This is a genomic window from Pelagibaculum spongiae (assembly GCF_003097315.1).
GTDB lineage: Bacteria > Pseudomonadota > Gammaproteobacteria > Enterobacterales > Pelagibaculaceae > Pelagibaculum > Pelagibaculum spongiae.
This window is the reverse complement of sequence record NZ_QDDL01000003.1, coordinates 367,428-385,011: the sequence shown is the minus strand read 5'-3', so window position 1 is coordinate 385,011 and position 17,584 is coordinate 367,428. Positions and strand designations below refer to the sequence as shown.

Sequence of the window (17,584 nt, the reverse complement as noted above, 5' to 3'; positions counted from 1 at the left end):
AAATGCCGCGCAGTGTATTCACTGTGCGGCATTTTTAATCAATCTGCGCTGCTGTTAACGACCAAGGCGATAAAGCCGTGTTAGCTTAACCAAGTTCACGCATTAGCAGGCCATATTCTAATTCTTTGCCCTGCAGGAAGGCTGGGTCAATTTCGATGACCACTTCATGGCCAGAGCCTGGAGCAACCGGTTTGTCTTTACCTTTAACATCCCACATGTTTTCTAGCTTGAAGCTCATATTGCCTTGGGGGGTCATTAATTCAAGCTGATCACCACAAGCAAAACGATTTTTCACTTCAATGTGAATGCGGCCATTGGTTGGGTGAACTTCGGTAATTTCACCAACAAATTGCTGCTTAGTGCTAGTTGAGTTGCCTTGTTCATAGTTTTGGTATTCATCGTGGACGTGACGACGCAAGAAGCCTTCGGTATAACCGCGGCTGGCTAGTTTTTCTAAGCCATCCATTAATGACATATCAAAAGCTTGGCCAGAAGCTGCGCGATCGATTGCTTCGCGGTATAGCTGTGCGGTTCTAGCTACATAATAATGAGATTTAGTACGGCCTTCGATTTTCATCGAATGCACGCCTAGCTCGGTTAATTTTTCAACGTGCTGAATGGCGCGTAAATCTTTTGAGTTCATGATGTAGGTACCATGCTCATCTTCAAAAGCAGCCATATATTCGCCGGGGCGATTTTCTTCTTCTAGCAAGAACATTTTATCGGTAGTGCTGCCTTCGCCCAAAGTGGGTGGCGGAGCAATGATTTGCGGATCAGGCACAACAATTTGTGGTTCCTGAAGCCGAACCACATCACCGGTATCGGTTTCTTTGGCTTCGTGCGATTTGTAATTCCAGCGGCAAGAGTTGGTACAAGAGCCCTGGTTTGGATCGCGCTTATTAATGTAGCCAGACAGCAAACAACGGCCCGAATAAGCAATACATAGCGCGCCGTGAACAAATACTTCCAGTTCCATTTCTGGGCAGTGCTCACGAATCTCGGCGATTTCTTCGATTGATAGCTCGCGAGAAACAATCACGCGCCGCACACCGACCGAATACCAGAATTTCACCGACCACCAGTTAACTACGTTAGCTTGAACTGACAGGTGAATTTCCATGTCAGGCCAAGTTTCCCGAACCTTCATGATTAGGCCTGGGTCAGACATGATGAGGGCATCTGGCTTAAGGGCGATTACTTCCCCGATATCTTTAAGATAAGTTTTTAGCTTGCTGTTATGCGGTGCAATATTACTGGCGATATAGAATTTTTTGCCACGAGCATGGGCAAATTCAATACCTTTACCAATATTTTCAAGACCGAAATCGTTGTTACGAACGCGCAGGCTGTAACGTGGTTGGCCAGCATAAACAGCGTCAGCACCGTAGGCATAGGCGTAGCGCATGTTGCGCAAAGTACCAGCAGGGGAAAGTAATTCTGGTTTAAACATCTCAATTCTCAAGCTGATTGCAGGTCAGTATTCCTGATATTTTTGACAGCAAAATGTTTGCGGTCAATTTAGGCGGCGGATCATACCAGAGAGAATGTACGGTTGGCAGCCAAAAGATAATTAACTTGGTAGCTGAAGTTTCAGTGCAGACTGGGTGTTTTGCAGGCAGTTTTCAGCCAGTTCCGCTAAAGGTTGTTGGCGGATTGCGGCGATCACTGCGGCAATTTCAGGCAAATAAAGTGGGCTGTTGTTGGGCGTTGTATCGAGATTATTTATAAATGCAGGCCGCATATCAGGCGCATCGGTTTCAAGCACAATGGCATGATCCGGCAATTGCTTTAGTAGAGTTCTAAGGCGATTGGCTCTCGGGTGAGTCACTGCACCACCAAACCCCAGTTTAAAACCTAAGTCGAGTAGTTTATGTGCCTGCTGCAAACTGCCAGCAAATGCATGGGCAATTCCACCGTGGTGAAAATCTTTTTTTACCAGTTGACTGGTTATTTCATCCCAAGCTTTTCGACAGTGCAGAATAAGTGGCATTTGGTTACTTTTAGCTAAATCAATTTGCCGTTGAAAAAACAAGATTTGTTTATGACGATCTGTTTGTTTATCCCAAAAATCCAAACCGCATTCGCCAATTGCAATAATGGTCTGTCTGGGCAGTTTGTGATCATTGGTAATTAATTGCTGCAAAATTAACCAATCATTTTCATTAGCCTGATCGAGGAAGTAGGGATGAAAGCCTAGCGCGGCGTATAGCTGATAATTGCGCGCTATATTTAACTGGTTTACCCAACTTGCTGGTTTAACACCACTAATCAATTGGAAGAGAATACCTCTGGCGTAGCAATTGTCCACCAGTTGTCTTCTTTCTTTATTGAAGCAAATAAAGTCTAAATGGTTATGGCTATCAAAGAACTCAATAGGCATACGGTATCCTTAAAAAAATCTGGTTAATAATAGATTTATAGATAGCATGACAAAGTTCGCAAGAGCGCCAATCAACTGCTAAATAATAATGACTTGAATACGCCATAGCTGGCAAGGATTCCACTTATTTCTCCCTCCAAGTAGCCAGCAAAGGATACTGCCAATGTGCTGCTCATATTGAAGTGTTTTTTCAATGGCAAAATTTATTAAATTAGTTGTTGCTGCATTCTTGGTAACTATGGTTAGTGGTTGCTCGATTATTCCTGAAATATCTCCCCAATATAGAAACTGTCTAATTGCGGGTGCTGTTGCTGGCGGAGCATATCAAGCTATAGATAATGATGGCGAAGGCGTTGGCTCAGGAGCAGCCAAAGGTGCTGCACTTACAGGGCTGTTGTGTGCCGTTGCTACTTACAGACCCGAGCCTAAGTTATCAGAACTGGATACCGACCTAGATGGTGTTTTTGACGATAAAGATGTTTGTCCAGAAACCCCGCAAATAGCTAAGGTCGATGATTCAGGTTGTGCGTTGGATACCGATAGTGATGGTGTGCCAGATTACCGAGATGATTGCCGAGGTACGATTTCTATTGCCAAGGTCAGTAGTCGAGGTTGTCCATTAGATAGTGATCAGGATCGAGTGCCGGATTATCGAGATGATTGCCCTCTGACCAAACGTGGTACACCAGTTAATAGTCGTGGCTGTCCGAGAGATAGCGACAACGATGGTGTGAAAGATTTGCAAGACCAATGCCCAAATACCGAAAGAGGTGTCAGGGTTGATAAAAAAGGTTGTGAATTGAAAGCAGTTTCATTGCAAACCTTTGTCGAGCCGTTACCTTGGATGTCACCGGTGTTGTTTGAAATTGACTCGGCAGCATTGGCAGATAAAACAGTGGAAAACCTCAATCGACTAGCTGACAAGTTGCAAGGTAGAAGTGATTACTTCCTGACAGTGATTGGTCATGCCGATGATACCGGTAGCGAGCAATACAACTTGGACTTGTCAGTTCGCCGGGCAGAAGCTGCAGAAACATTGTTAATCGAGTTGGGTGTACCAGCTTTCCGGATTCAAATTTCCGGTGAAGGTGAGCATAACCCTGCATCTGCTAACGATAACGAGCGAGGCCGTAAGTTTAACCGACGTGTTGAAGTTGAGGTTGAGTACGAGAGCAATTAAGCCAAAAAGAATTTGGCTCGCTTAAAGCCAAGTTAAGGCGATATAAGAAAACCCCGGTTTGAGTTCAGCTCAAGTCGGGGTTTTTTTTATATCGCATCAAGTCGTGACACATCAAGTCATGCCTCATCAAGATGCGCGCTCAGGGGTTCTGGGTGGCAAGTTGATTTGGTCATCAATTCCTTAGGTAACAAATATCAAAAATAATGACTCTAAACGATTAAAAACTGCTGCCAAATTAGCGGTAAGTTGCTCATATTGATTTGTTGTTTCGATGCGGCTCAGGGATGAATGATGCAGGTAACAGAAGTGAGTAAGTCCGAAGTAGTGATCGTGGGTAGCGGTATCGCAGGAATTGTTGCCGCATTGGAGCTGCTGGAGAACGATCAGCAATGCCAGATCACCATGATTGATCGGGATGAAGCTAAAAAAATGGGTGGCCTAGCCCGGTCTGCTTTTGGTGGCATGGCGTTGATTGATACGCCTGAGCAGCAGCGAATGAAAATAAAAGATTCACCAGATATCGCACTAAAAGATTGGCTGTCTTTTGCCGAATTTAGCGAAAGTGATTATTGGCCACGCCGCTGGGCTGAATTTTATGTTGAGCGATCACGTCGTGATGTCTACGACTGGATGAAGGCTAAAGGTATTCATTTTATCCCAGCGGTTAATTGGACAGAAAGAGGCGATTACACGCCCGGTAACTCTGTTCCTCGATACCATGTTATTTGGGGTACTAGCCAACATTTAGTTGAAACGCTGATTCAAAAGTTACAAAACCACCCCCAGCAACAACGATTGCAAATGTTGTTTCGCCATCGGCTAGATAGTTTGCAGGTTCAACAAGGAAAAGTGACGGGAATAAAGGGCTTTGATGAGCACAATCAGCGTGATTTTGAAATTACTTGTGATCGAGTGATTGTTGCTACTGGCGGTATAAACGGCAGTTTGGATCGTGTTCGCCGGGTGTGGAGCGATGCTATTTCACCTGTCCCTAGAGCAGGCAAGCTTTTAAATGGTTGCCACCCTTATTGCGATGGTCGAGGCCATGATGCGGTAACGGCGGTTGGCGGCAAGGTAACTCGCTTAGAACACATGTGGAATTATGCTGCGGGTGTCGCGCATACCGACCCAAAATTTTCTGAGCATGGTTTAAGTCTAATCCCTCCTAAAACGGCGTTATGGCTAGATAGTTCTGGAAAGAGAATTGGCCCTAAGCCGTTAATTACTGCTTTTGATACTCATGATTTGTGTAAGGCGATCGCCGAGCTTCCTGATCAATATAGTTGGCAGTTATTAAACCTTAAAATATGTGAAAAAGAATTAGCGGTATCGGGGGCGCAACATAACCCGAATATTCGCGATCGAAATATACTGGCATTTATTAAAGATATTCTGCTGGGTAATAAATGGTTAGCTAAAGAAATGATTGACCATTGTCCAGATTTTATTACTGGAAATAACTTAGCTGAACTGGTGGATAATATGAATCAGCTAACCGGTGAAGATAAAGTCAGGCTTTCTGATGTGCGTCATGCGGCTGAAGCATGGGACCATCAAATAAACTTGCCTGAAAAATTCCAAAATGATGAGCAGCTTAGGCGGATTAAACACTTGCGACAGTGGAAAGGCGATAAGCTGCGTACTTGTAAGAAACAGACCATTCTCGATCCAAAGGCTGGCCCACTCATAGCGATTCGCGAGCGAATTATCTCCAGAAAAAGTCTTGGCGGTATTCAAACCGACCTTGATAGTCAGGTGCTCAATATACAAGGGCAGCCCATAGAAGGTTTATACGCAGTTGGCGAAGCAGCAGGTTTTGGTGGTGGTGGTGCCAGTGGCAAGCGCTCATTGGAAGGTACTTTTTTATCGGGTTGTATTCTTACCGCCCGCCAAGCAGCTAAGCATATTGTAAATTCTGATTTATCTGAACGACCAATCAACCGACAAGTAAGTGCAGAGAAAGAACTGGCTGCCGAAATATAACGATTGGATGTAGGTTGTACTGAGCCTCCGGCGACGACCACATGGATGTGGAAGGTAGGGCGACGCAGGATGCCAAAGCCGAACTACAGCTTTTGGGGTTTTCCGTAAGTGCCGTGCAGACAATATGTCGATTACCAGAAAATAATTCTAGACATCAATTGACGGAATTAATTGTCTCATGGTCAAGTTGCAGTTCACGCCTACAGCTGCTCAGTGCAACAGCGATCAGGATGATTTTAATATTCTTCGGTTCTTAGATCAGACATGCAGGAAAAGATAATGATATTTCTGCTGTTTCTAATAAATAATAAAAAATCCAGGGGAAAATAATGAAAAAAACAGGCGCTTGGTTGGTTAGAGATGCACTGGAAAAGTTAAAAATAAAATTCACTTTCGGTATTCCCGGTGTTCATAATACCGAGCTTTATGACGAGCTGAATAAATCGACTTCGATAAAACCGATACTAGTCACCCACGAAGGCTGTGGTGCGTTTATGGCAGAGATTCAAGGCCGGTTGGCTGATGCTGAGTCGGGTCATATGAGCGCTATGGCTATTGTACCTGCCGCAGGAGCGGCTTATGCGTCAACCGGAATTGGCGAGGCATTTCTTGATGGTATTCCTATGCTGGTGATTGCCGCAGGAACACGTACCGATACCGGGCATAGCTATCAATTGCACCAGATGGATCAGGTGGCAATGATGAAACCAATTACCAAATTCGCGACCACCGTTGAAACGCTGGATCAAATTCAGCCGACACTTTATAAAGCGTGGCAAAAAGCATTGGAAGGTGAGCCAGGGCCAGTATTTGTAGAAATTCCGGTGAATTTATTATTGTTTGCCCGTGAAATTAAAGCTTTGCCGTCGGTGCCTGGTTTACCGAAAACGCCGGTAATTGATTTATCTGCAGTAGAGCGTGCAGCGACATTACTGCAAAAAGCTAAAAAACCTGGGCTATTTATTGGTTGGGGTGCGAAGGGCGCGGCAAAACAAGTTCAGCAGCTAGCAGAGCAATTAGGTATGCCTGTTGCAACCAGTTTGCAAGGCGCAGGTTGTTTTCCAGCGAACCATCCATTGCATGCCGGCTTTGCTATAGGCCAGCATGCGGTGCCAGCGTCAGAAAATGCTTTTGCTGATTGCGATTGCTTATTGGCAGTGGGAGTTAGGTTTGGTGAAATTGCTACCGGAAGTTTTGGTATGCAAGTACCAGATAACTTGATTCATATTGATATTAATAAAGAAGTGTTTAGCGCTAATTACCCAGCAAAAATTGCACTGCATGGTGATTCAGCAGAAGTATTGGATCAGTTACAAGCAAAAATTACCGTCAAGCCTACCGATTCAAGCAAGCTAGCAAAGCAAATCGCTAACGACAAAAAAGCTTATTTGAATGAATGGTTGGCGCATAAAAATACTAAAAATCGAGTTAATCCCGCACGGTTTTTTCAGCAATTGCGCAGCACAATAGATGATGATGCGTTAGTAGTTGCTGACGATGGCAATCATACTTTTTTAACTGCTGAATTAATGCCGATACACTGTGTGGGCGGTTTTATATCGCCAACTGATTTTAACTGTATGGGCTATTGTGTTCCAGCAGCGATTGGTGCCAAGTTGGCCCAGCCAAAAAGAACGGTTGTTGGTATTGTTGGAGATGGTTGTTTGATGATGACTGGTTTGGAGCTAGTCACTGCAGTAAAGCATCAGCTAGGCGTGATGCTGTTTATTTTTAATGATGGTGAACTGTCGCAAATATCCCAAGCACAACACTTACCCTATAACCGCAAAACCTGTACCACTTTACCTGAGGTAAATATGCAAGGCTTAGCGATTATGGCTGGTGCTGAATATATCTCGATAGAAAACGACGGCCAGCTTGCTGAAGCGATGGCCAAGGCCAAGCGGCTATCTGAAAGCGACAAGCCAGTATTGATCGATGTCAAAATCGACTACAGCAAGCAAACTCGGTTTACGAAAGGTATTTTAAAAACCAATCTAAAAAGAATTGAATTGGGCGATAAGGCAAGAATGATTTCTCGGGCGGTGGTTAGGAAAGTCACTGGTTGAGTTCAAGAAAGATAAATGGTTGACATTTAATTATTTTATTTTTTCCTCAAAAAAGATAGGCAAGAAAGGCTCTCACTTTTCTTGTCTTTTTTTTATTTCGGCTCAAGCGTAATTTTTGTAGTAATTAAATTGAACTTTTTGCGTAATGAGCAACAAAAAAAATAACAACACTTGCTCTCGGTCAGTGAATTCGTGAAAAGCTGTCCTGTACAGACCAATGGTACTTTTGTGAGTGTGTATTTCGGAATGTAATGTGATCTGCCTAGAGCGGTTATTGACGACTGCTTGTATTTCGGAGTTTATGCACAATGAAAGCTATCAAGTATGCAGCAGTAGCTGCACTGGCCATGGGTATGGCTGCACCAGCATCGGCTGATTATTTATATGGTTTTGGTGATGTATCTGTTAACTATTTAGATTGGTCTGATGGAACTGAAGCACGTTCTGGCCACCACAACGAGTTTGTATACCTGGAACTGGAAGGTGGTGCAGGTTTTACTTGGGGTGAAGTATACGGTTTCTTCGATATTGAAAATGCTCCTCGTGGTAATGAAGGTATCCGTACTGCATACAAAGGCACTATCGCATATAAAACTGGTTTAGCAGACTTACGCCTGTATGGTCAGCATTATGCATCTAATTCTGGTGGGTTTAACGCTAGTAACACCGTTGCTGGTGTTAGCTATAACCTGGGTGGCAATGGTTGGTTCTTTAACCCATTTATTGGTTTCCATCATACAGTTACCACCAGTGTATTTGGTGCGGCTGGTGCAACATTGGCTAATGTTGATGCTGGTGTAGTTGATGACCCTGCAACTCCATTCGACGAACGCGGTGCTCCTCTGGCTGGTAAGTTCAGTGGCTTGAATGGTGGTATGTTCGGTTGGGTTGGTATGTACAACTTCGAACTGGCAGGTCAGAAGTTTGCAGTTTCACAGTGGCATGAAACTGAATTCGGCCGCAAGGATGCATACAGTAAGGTTGCTGTAGGTGTGTCAACATCGGGCAAATTGACTAGTGAAAAGTCTCTGAGCCATCAGGGTGCAGTTGCTGCATGGTGGAATATTACGCCTCAGTTCGCTACTGGTGTTCAGTACCGCTACGCAGACAGCAAGCTGGGCGGTGACGGATACAAGAATGCTGCTATCTACACTGTTAAGTACAACTTCTAATTTGTACTTCTCAGTAAAAAAGGCCGCTTTTGCGGCCTTTTTTAATGCTTGTAGGAAATGTTCAGTTCAATATAGGCTGGTTTTTCTGGGAGCGCGGGCGGCTCGCCTGCAAAGTGCCGAAGGCACAAGAGTGATTCATTAAAATGCTATCGCATTTAAATGCAGGCAAGCTGCCTGCGCTCCCAGCGTGTCGGTCTTTACAGAAAAAAGGCCCCTTAAGCTTGCTGAGTGTATGCGCAGAAAAAAATTACAATCCCAGCTTCTCTGCCACAAAATCTGCATCTTTATCGCCACGACCACTTAAATTCACCAAAATATTAGTCGTTTTCGGCAAATATTTTGCCATGCGAGCAGCAGCTGCAACGGCATGGGCGCTTTCTAATGCGGGAATAATCCCTTCCAATCGAGAAAGTTTCATAAAGGCATCGAGGCATTCATCGTCGGTGGCGGTGGTGTATTCTACTCGGCCGATATCTTTCAGATAGCAGTGTTGCGGGCCAACGCCAGGATAATCTAACCCTGAAGCAATTGAATAAACTGGCAATGGCTGGCCATTTTCATCTTGCAGTAAATAAGATTTAAATCCATGTAAAGCACCGGGTTTTCCAAGCGTCATGGTTGCAGCATGATCCGGTGTATCTAAACCTTTGCCTGAAGGCTCAACGCCAATTATTTTAACGCTTTCGTCACTTAAAAATGCAGTGAACAAACCAATTGCGTTTGATCCGCCGCCAATACAAGCCATTGCATAATCTGGTAGGCGACCGGTGCGTTCAATCATTTGCTTGCGGGCTTCTTCGCCAATAATTTGTTGGAAGTCGCGCACCATTGCCGGGAAGGGGTGCGGGCCAACGACCGAGCCAATCGCATACAAATAATCTTGCGGATTGGTTAAATATTCTTCAAAGGCACTATCAACTGCATCTTTTAAAGTGCGGGTGCCGCGGTCAACCGAAATTAGTTTACAGCCCAGGATTTTTATTTTGACGACGTTGGGGTGTTCTTTGGCAATGTCAATTTCGCCCATGTGGATTTCACAGGGAATGCCGACAAGGGCGCAAGCTGCCGATAAAGCAACGCCATGTTGCCCGGCACCGGTTTCGGCGATTACTTTCTTTTTGCCCATATGCTTGGCTAGCAAGGCTTCGCCTAGGCAATGGTTAATTTTATGGGCGCCGGTATGGTTAAGATCTTCACGCTTAAGCCAAATTTGCGCGCCGCCTGCATCATCGCTGAGTCGTTTGGCGTGATAAACCGGACTGGGGCGACCGACATAATGCTTTAGTAAATCGCGTAGTTCTTCTTTAAAAACGTCGGTCTGACGGATTTCTTCATAGGCTAGAGTGATTTCATCGATCGCTTTTTGCAGCTCAGGTGGGATGATTGAGCCGCCGTATTCACCAAACATGCCGTTGTGGTCTGGCATCGGCAGAAAAGATTGATTCGACATTGTTATTGCTCTCTTTTAATGCTGATTTGTGGGGCTAGATTCTAGATTCGCATCAAGAGAAAACGAATGCAATCAGCAGTAACCGGATTTTAGTAGTTGGCTGAATCTAAAAATGCCTGAAGCTCGGTTAAGTGCTTCAGGCATTTTTATTGTTACTCAATAGTTAAGAAGGGTATTTTCAGCGATTAATGGCGACCAAACGTATTGAAGTAACTGTATCCAGGCGTCGCATCGAACAGATGCCAAGCATCGTCGAATCGAATTAGTGTCCAGATATGACCGTTAGTATCCGCCTGAGTTGCGGCGTAGCCAAGATAGCGGGCATAGCCTGTGAATAGTGAGGTGTAGCCCCAGCATGCAATGCCTACTCTTTTTTCATTGTTTACTTGCTTGTTGTGCAAAATTTTATTCATTACAAAAGTGGCAGTGCCTCGACCAGCGGCAGAGTTGTAGTAGACGTCATCATTATCCCCTTTGATGAAATCATAAAATGCGCGTAGTTTTTCATAAGCTGTTTTGCCCTGTAAATTTAAGCGCTGTTCCATGGAGTTGTAATAGCCAAGAATGCCTGGATCATAATGATTAGCAGAACTTGTTGGCATTCGGTAATAGGCTTCATCTGCGGTATTAAATAGAGTCCATTTTTTATCATCTGCATATGGATTAACTACATAGGTGCCCCGCCCCATTCTTAGCCAAACATGAAAACGATCATCGTAATGCGGGGTTGTTCCTTCTCTTTCTAACCCGCTTTGCGGTAGCGCTTGGCCCTCTAGCTCAAGTGTTGCTGGATTATCATCTGGATAATAAATAATTGGATATTGAGCAGGCTCTGGAACCTTGTCGTATTCAATAATTGCACCGCCATGCACTGTGACACGATCTTGCCCGGCGGTGATTAGCGTTTGCGTCCAGTCTTCTTGAATCAAGTCTGAAGTGGATGCGGGTAACGGGTGATGATTGTTGATTCTTAGTTGTGGAAATTCGGTTGGATTTCCTCTGGACAGACCTTGTGCTCGAGTAACATGTGTTGAATCAGTTTGCTCATTAAACTCAAAACTTAATGTCATTAAGCCTTCCGTTAGCGGAGTGTCAAAGAGCGAGCTGATATCAATTAAATGGGTTTTTCCTGCATCAGAATAACGAATTATTTTTGATACATAAGCTTTAGATGGCAAATTGTTCACCACATTTCTAATAATGAGCGGTGTGCCATCATCACGAATATCTTTCAGAGTTATTTGTAAAATAACCGAGCGGGCTACTTCATTCTGAGCGGGAATATCGAATAGAAGTATGCCGTTATTTAAATTGACATCTTGCCTTATATAAATTGAATCTTTTATTGCTGCAGGTAGCTGAACTGGTTCGATTATTGGAATGGTAGTTGATGGCGTTGCAGCTAGAGTGTCATCATTTATTGAGCGAATTTGTGTGTGATCTAAACTGAATGATGCGAAATAGTCGCCATCACTAATCATCGATATTTGATAAGTGTTGTCAGATGTTTTTACTAGCGCTAATAATTCTGCATTTTCCAACATTACAGCGCTATCGGGTAGCGTTTGAACTGGCTTAGAAAACTGCAAATTAATTGTTTGATTGATTTGCCGATTAAGGAAACTTGAGCTTGCATCGTGGCTAACAGTAAATGCGGCGCTATTATCCGCCTGATATTTCAGGATTAATTTTGGTGCTTTATCTGCGACTTCTTTTGAAGAGAAATCGACAAAAGAATCTCCGTCGTGTGCGCGTGACATAAAGAATGATATTGCTGATTTATCTGTGCGCAGTGTAGAGGTGATCAAATTAGAAACATCAATTCGGATAGTTGTGTTAGTGGTATTTTCGGCAATCGTATTGCTTATTTTTGGCCCAAAAAATGGAAGGCGAGTTTTTGATGAGCCAAATATGAATAAAGTAAACCAGTTTACACTTGCTTCATTCCAATTATTGGCAACACCATCAATAATTACTGGCACGTCGCCATGCTTTATTTTGGCTACATGTAGCTCTAAAAAAGCAGATATGAGTGGTTCTGAAGTTATGGGTGTGTCAAAGCGTAAAATACTTTGTTGGTAGCCATTGTATTGCTGGCTACTGATTCTAAGGCTGTTTTCGTTTCCGTATTTAAAATCTGTACTGTTTGTTAAATAGCTGTCTGCTACGGCAGTTAAAGCTTCGGTGCGTACTGTATTATCGACCAGTTTCTTACTAGGTTCGATAACAATTGTGGTTGAAAAATCGCTGGATTTTTGGCCGCTAGTGGCTCTTAAAGTCAAGCGATAATAACCGGCGTATTGTGGCATTCCGCTAATGCTTAAATTGTTAGCGTCATGATGAATTGAAAGCCCCTGCGGCAGAACACCTTGAATCATTTCAAATGAATCTGCATTGCCGTTATTAAGGCTGAAAGAAAAATCAACCGAGCTTTGCGCATCACCTTGATAAATCGTTCGCCCGCTTAATAAAAACTCGGCGTCACCTTGATTGCTTGGGTCGTTAGGGTAAATGTCAGCATTGTCGCCAATGCCATCACCATCGCTATCAACTGTTTCTGAAGCATCATTTGGAAATGCATCGGCATTATCGCCCATGCCGTCTTTATCTGAATCTGAAGTTTCTTTTGGATCGAATGGGAAGGCATCAGCGTTATCGCCAACACGATCGTTATCTGAATCTAGAGTTTCATTCGGATCATTTGGAAAGGCATCGGCGTTGTCGCCAACGCTATCGTTATCTGAATCCAGAGTTTCATTCGGATTATTTGGGAAGGCATCAGCATTGTCGCCAACACTATCTTTATCTGTGTCTTTAGTTTCAGAAGCATCTAATGGGAAAGCATCGGCATTGTCGCCAACGCTATCGTTATCTGAATCCAGAGTTTCAGATGGATCATTTGGAAAGGCATCGGCATTATCGCCCATGCCATCACCATCGCTATCAACTGTTTCTGAAGCATCATTTGGAAATGCATCGGCATTATCGCCAACACTATCTTTATCTGTGTCTTTAGTTTCAGAAGCATCTAATGGAAAAGCATCGGCATTATCGCCAACATTATCGTTATCTGAATCTAGAGTTTCTTTTGGATCGAATGGGAAGGCATCAGCGTTATCGCCAACATTATCTTTATCTGTGTCTTTAGTTTCTGAAGCATCATTTGGAAATGCATCGGCATTATCGCCCATGCCATCACCATCGCTATCAACTGTTTCTGAAGCATCATTTGGAAATGCATCGGCATTATCGCCAACACGATCGTTATCTGAATCTAGAGTTTCAGATGGATCATTTGGAAATGCATCGGCATTATCGCCAACACGATCGTTATCTGAATCTAGAGTTTCAGATGGATCATTTGGGAAGGCATCGGCGTTGTCGCCAACATTATCGTTATCTGAATCTAGAGTTTCTTTTGGATCTAATGGAAACGCATCGGCATTATCGCCCATGCCGTCTTTATCTGAATCTGAAGTTTCTTTTGGATCGAATGGGAAGGCATCGGCGTTATCGCCAACACTATCTTTATCTGTGTCTTTAGTTTCTGAAGCATTATTTGGAAACGCATCGGCATTATCGCCAACACTATCTTTATCTGAATCTAAAGTTTCTTTTGGATCGAATGGGAAGGCATCAGCGTTATCGCCAACATTATCTTTATCTGTGTCTTTAGTTTCTGAAGCATCATTTGGAAATGCATCGGCATTATCGCCCATGCCATCACCATCGCTATCAACTGTTTCTGAAGCATCATTTGGAAATGCATCGGCATTGTCGCCAACACGATCGTTATCTGAATCTAAAGTTTCATTCGGATCATTTGGGAAGGCATCGGCGTTGTCGCCAACACGATCGTTATCTGAATCTAGAGTTTCAGATGGATCATTTGGGAAGGCATCGGCGTTGTCGCCAACACGATCGTTATCTGAATCTAGAGTTTCAGATGGATCATTTGGGAAGGCATCAGCGTTATCACCAACACGATCGTTATCTGAATCTGAAGTTTCTTTTGGATCCAATGGGAAGGCATCAGCGTTGTCGCCAACATTATCGTTATCTGAATCTAGAGTTTCTTTTGGATCGAATGGGAAGGCATCAGCGTTATCGCCAACACGATCGTTATCTGTGTCTTTAGTTTCTGAAGCATCATTTGGAAATGCATCGGCATTATCGCCCATGCCATCACCATCGCTATCAACTGTTTCTGAAGCATCATTTGGAAATGCATCGGCATTATCGCCAACACGATCGTTATCTGAATCTAGAGTTTCATTCGGATCATTTGGGAATGCATCAGCATTGTCGCCAACGCTATCGTTATCTGAATCTAGAGTTTCATTCGGATCATTTGGGAAGGCATCAGCGTTATCGCCAACACGATCGTTATCTGAATCTAGAGTTTCATTCGGATCATTTGGAAATGCATCGGCATTGTCGCCCATGCCGTCTTTATCTGAATCTGAAGTTTCTTTTGGATCTAATGGGAATGCATCGGCGTTGTCGCCAACATTATCTTTATCTGTGTCTTTAGTTTCTGAAGCATCATTTGGAAATGCATCGGCATTATCGCCAACATTATCGTTATCTGAATCTAGAGTTTCTTTTGGGTCTAATGGAAACGCATCGGCATTATCGCCCACGCTATCGTTATCTGAATCTAGAGTTTCATTCGGATCATTTGGGAAGGCATCGGCATTATCGCCAACGCTATCTTTATCTGTGTCTTTAGTTTCTGAAGCATCATTTGGGAAGGCATCGGCATTATCGCCAACATTATCGTTATCTGAATCTAGAGTTTCTTTTGGATCTAATGGAAACGCATCGGCGTTATCGCCAACACGATCGTTATCTGTGTCTTTAGTTTCTGAAGCATCATTTGGAAATGCATCAGCGTTATCGCCAACACGATCGTTATCTGAATCTAGAGTTTCATTCGGATCATTTGGGAAGGCATCAGCATTGTCGCCAACACGATCGTTATCTGAATCTAGAGTTTCATTCGGATCATTTGGGAAGGCATCGGCATTGTCGCCCATGCCGTCTTTATCTGAATCTGAAATTTCTTTTGGATCTAATGGGAATGCATCAGCATTGTCGCCCATACCATCTTTATCTGTGTCTTTGGTTTCAGATGGGTTGTTTGGAAAGAGGTCTGAATTATCGCCAACACCATCTTTATCTGAATCTGAAGTTTCTTTTGGATCTAATGGGAATGCATCGGCATTGTCGCCCATACCATCTTTATCTGAATCTTTGGTTTCGGCCGGATTGTATGGGAAGGCATCTGCATTGTTGCCCACGCCATCGCCGTCTGTGTCGGTGGTTTCACTAGGGTCGTTTGGGAATGTGTCGAGATTGTCTGTTACGCCATCTGAATCCGAATCCGGTATGCCGACGTCTGGAACGCCATTAGGCGTTGGATCAGCGTTGTCGCCGGTACCGTCCTTATCAAGATCGGCAGTTTCAGTTGGGTCGTTAGGGAAGGCATCAGTATTGTCACCGACACCATCTTGGTCTGAGTCTTTTGTTTCGGCGGGGTTGTTGGGGAATTTGTCTGCATTGTCACCGGTGCCATCATTATCGGAATCGGCAGTTTCAGTTGGATCTTTGGGGAATCTATCGGCGTTGTCGCCGACACCATCGTCATCTGAATCTTTTGATTCAGCGGGGTTGTTGGGGAATCTATCGGCCCTATCACCTACGCCATCGTTATCGGAGTCTTTGGTTTCGCTTGGATCGAAAGGGAATGCGTCCAGCTCATCTCGAACGCCGTCGGAGTCACTATCTAAAATAACGGGTTTAGTGTCTTCCGATGTTGTGCTTTCAGGAGTGCTGCTTGAGCAGCCTGCGATGAAAAAAATAGCAAAGAATAACAATAACGCTCTAAAGCGAAGAGGTGTGATGGCCATGTAATGCTCTCTTTTAGCCACCGCGGTGACAAAAAATGATAGTTGCGCTAATGATGGAAACCATATCAATTAATGTGTCGCGTTAATGAGAGCGGGCTCGCATTTGATGTGAGGTGGGCGTGAATTTCTTGCTTAAATAGTTGTTTTGATCTACCGACAATAGAATGGTGCTGTGTGGTAGAAGGCAGGCTGTTTTGAAAAAAAACAGCCTCTTAGCTAGAGCTCGGATGTGTGTGCTTTTTCTACAGGCACGCCTTATGCAAAAGCTGCTGTATCAATCGAACCAAAAAACATTTGGCATGCGTGTTTAATTTTAATTGATGACCGATCGTGTATGGCTTGCTCAATAATGCTGGCGATATTTTCTATCTGCTGTTGTTCTGAAACGTCGCTAATCGTGATGGCTTTGGTTAATTGTTTAAAGGCTCTTTCGCTTAATACTGCTTGGTCTAAGCCATCGGGATTGTAATCACCGCTGTGGCGAATATAGCCTTCTTCAGCCAACCAGCTCATGGCAGAAAGTGCCGAGCGAAAACGTCGATCTTGTAAGCCAAATTCATCTAATACTGCCGGGCCAGTTAGGTCATCAACATATAAGTTGGCCTTGCAAGGGAAATTTCTAAATAAGGTCAGCAGAATAACGCTGATATCTTTGTAAAAATCATCGATATGAACATCGAGCATGTTGGTTTCTCAGTTGCTGGTGGAGCTGGTCAATTAATGGCTGTTCAGGATTGTTGCGGCTTAATAGCTGGCCATGGCAATCGCTGGTGAGCTGATGATCATCTAATCGATGTAAAAAGTCATCTATAAAGCTGCCAAAGCTATCGGCGAGTAAAGAAACTTCTTTTGAATGATGAAATAGCACTAGTATTTGGCCGACTGTGCCAAAGCCTGCCGGTGAAAAATCGATGGCTAATGATGCGCCAGATGACGGTTGCTTAGATGAAGCCTGTTTAGATGACTGAGCTGTTTTACTGTGATTGCCTGCAAACACTAGCCATTTTTCACTGCGAAGCGGTTGTTGGATTTGCTCTGGTGAGATGATTTGGTAATCCAAGTTACTCTGGCAGAAGAAATGTTGCTCCAAAGTTAGCCAATGCAAGCCCAACCATAAACCGGGTGTTCGTTTATGGTTTTGGCCACTACTGAATTTATGCAGGCGGCGATAGTCATTGGGTAGGCAGCAGCTCCATTGTTGTTCAAGCTGGTTGATTGTGTGATTGGATATAGGCGGTTGCAGGCTGTCTTGAATCTCTGGCGAGATTGCACTCAAGTATGATTGCAGTCTTTTCCAGCGAAGTCCGGCGTGCCAAGTTGCAGCAATTGATTCGAGCATCAGAACCTCAGTGGCTTTTTCGAGTCTTACATCCAACTTACTTCAAAATTCAGTTGTTAAATTTGAAGTGGCTTGAGTATCTATATGTTTTTCGTCTGA

10 protein-coding genes are annotated in these 17,584 nt (G+C 43.9%); 4 read left to right on the top strand and 6 right to left on the bottom strand.

Features of this window, described 5'->3' with window-relative positions; all coding sequences use genetic code 11:
- Positions 1–85 precede the first annotated feature (85 nt).
- Both trhP and DC094_RS10655 read right to left on the bottom strand, forming a co-directional pair.
- A complete protein-coding gene (trhP, locus tag DC094_RS10660) occupies positions 86–1,450 on the bottom strand; it encodes a prephenate-dependent tRNA uridine(34) hydroxylase TrhP (RefSeq protein ID WP_116687086.1) in 1,365 nt (454 codons plus the stop codon).
- 120 nt (positions 1,451–1,570) lie between these two features.
- Complete coding sequence (locus tag DC094_RS10655) at positions 1,571–2,380, bottom strand: TatD family hydrolase (RefSeq protein WP_116687085.1); 810 nt, start codon at positions 2,378–2,380, stop codon at positions 1,571–1,573.
- 193 nt (positions 2,381–2,573) lie between these two features.
- Here DC094_RS10655 and DC094_RS10650 point away from each other — a divergent pair, with 193 nt between their 5' ends.
- The 4 genes from DC094_RS10650 (at position 2,574) to DC094_RS10635 (ending at position 8,784) form a co-directional block, all read left to right on the top strand.
- Positions 2,574–3,560 (top strand): OmpA family protein, encoded by a 987-nt coding sequence (locus DC094_RS10650; protein ID WP_116687084.1) that lies wholly within the window; start codon positions 2,574–2,576, stop codon positions 3,558–3,560.
- 306 nt (positions 3,561–3,866) lie between these two features.
- Positions 3,867–5,543 carry an FAD-binding dehydrogenase gene (locus DC094_RS10645; protein WP_206605628.1) on the top strand — a complete coding sequence of 559 codons (1,677 nt, stop codon included), beginning with the start codon at positions 3,867–3,869 and terminating at the stop codon, positions 5,541–5,543.
- 329 nt (positions 5,544–5,872) lie between these two features.
- Positions 5,873–7,612 (top strand): thiamine pyrophosphate-binding protein, encoded by a 1,740-nt coding sequence (locus DC094_RS10640; RefSeq protein ID WP_116687083.1) that lies wholly within the window; start codon positions 5,873–5,875, stop codon positions 7,610–7,612.
- 308 nt (positions 7,613–7,920) lie between these two features.
- The gene (locus DC094_RS10635) at positions 7,921–8,784 is read left to right on the top strand and encodes an outer membrane protein OmpK (protein WP_116687082.1); all 864 of its coding nucleotides are present in this window, start codon (positions 7,921–7,923) and stop codon (positions 8,782–8,784) included.
- Positions 8,785–9,031: 247 nt separating this feature from the next.
- Here DC094_RS10635 and trpB read toward each other — a convergent pair whose 3' ends face one another.
- From trpB to DC094_RS10615, 4 genes are all read right to left on the bottom strand, one after another.
- Entirely contained in the window at positions 9,032–10,234 is a 1,203-nt protein-coding gene (gene trpB / locus DC094_RS10630; protein WP_116687081.1) for a tryptophan synthase subunit beta, read from the bottom strand.
- 185 nt (positions 10,235–10,419) lie between these two features.
- The gene (locus tag DC094_RS22300) at positions 10,420–16,146 is read right to left on the bottom strand and encodes a CBM96 family carbohydrate-binding protein (protein WP_116687080.1); all 5,727 of its coding nucleotides are present in this window, start codon (positions 16,144–16,146) and stop codon (positions 10,420–10,422) included.
- A gap of 255 nt (positions 16,147–16,401) precedes the next feature.
- Entirely contained in the window at positions 16,402–16,830 is a 429-nt protein-coding gene (locus DC094_RS10620) for a hypothetical protein (RefSeq protein ID WP_116687079.1), read from the bottom strand.
- Positions 16,808–17,485, bottom strand: a complete 678-nt coding sequence (locus tag DC094_RS10615; protein WP_145959850.1) for an SMI1/KNR4 family protein — start codon at positions 17,483–17,485, stop codon at positions 16,808–16,810. Before DC094_RS10615 ends, DC094_RS10620 begins: the two co-directional genes overlap by 23 nt.
- Positions 17,486–17,584: the final 99 nt, after the last annotated feature.